The organism is Acinetobacter sp. ANC5681, assembly GCF_023488045.1.
Classification (GTDB): domain Bacteria; phylum Pseudomonadota; class Gammaproteobacteria; order Pseudomonadales; family Moraxellaceae; genus Acinetobacter.
Window position 1 is genome coordinate 1 of record NZ_JAMFKZ010000079.1, and the last position, 944, is coordinate 944.

Consider the following 944-nt stretch of genomic DNA (forward strand, 5'->3'; position numbering starts at 1 on the left):
CCTAAAAACTTAAGAGTTATTTATTCTGCTGAATATAGTATGTGGCCTACTATTGCGCCTGATAGTCCACTATTTGTTGATATTTCCCCAATTGATACTGAAGCAATGATTAGCGGTGATGTTTATGTATTTCTTCATAATAGTCTATTGCGTATGAAACGAGTTTTTATTAGTTATGGTGATGAAAGAACCGTACGCTTGCAAAGTGATAATCCTGATAAGAAAAAGTATCCAGATGAGGTGATTACTAGAGAACAATTAAATGAATTGCATTTTGTTGGACGCCTGGAGTCTGCATTGGTTAGACCATAAGAAAACCCTATAGAAATTCACAGGAATAAAATCATGATCGCAACACTCAATAAATCCAAAACCGCCCTATCTATTAACAAGCAAGAATTTAAAGCAGCATTAGGAAAAATTGGCGAGGGTATTGATAAACAAATAGCATCACTTAAAAAAGCCAAGCAAAGCTATGACGCTGCGGAAATGGCACGCGAGGTCATTAACGAAGCAAATATCTTTGAAGCCATAATCGAGGGATTTAACGAAGCTGAAAGCACTAATCTAAAGCTTGGAGATATTACTAATTTAGATCAAGCACAAGGCTGGATTGATGAGTTTTTAGAAAAGTATTCAAAGGTATAAAAAGCCTAAATCAATTTTTGTAGGTTAGATTAAGCAGTTAGACTTATATGGATAACCCATTAATCGAGAAATTAATGATGTGACCGCTAAACATTAAGCAAGGTGGACTTATAGGTTTTAGTCACCACCCTATTTTACATATAAAACAAATGCTTATATACAAAAAATGTTATTTTGATCACCACCTAATTTGAGTAAAATTTAAAACTGTGAACCCGACACAGTCATTAAAATGGTTCGGGTGGAGAAAATTATGGGGTTTGAGGTAAGGAAGTTTAATGATATAAATTTAAATG

Annotated in this window: 2 protein-coding genes; both read left to right on the forward strand. The window is 34.0% G+C overall.

The window, feature by feature from the left end:
• The coding region (locus tag M5121_RS15800) for a S24 family peptidase (RefSeq protein ID WP_249571704.1) at positions 1 to 312 on the forward strand (312 nt) is incomplete at its 5' end.
• A 33-nt stretch (positions 313 to 345) separates the two neighbouring features.
• Positions 346 to 648, forward strand: coding sequence for a hypothetical protein (locus M5121_RS15805; protein WP_249571705.1), 303 nt, complete (start codon positions 346 to 348; stop codon positions 646 to 648).
• Positions 649 to 944: the final 296 nt, after the last annotated feature.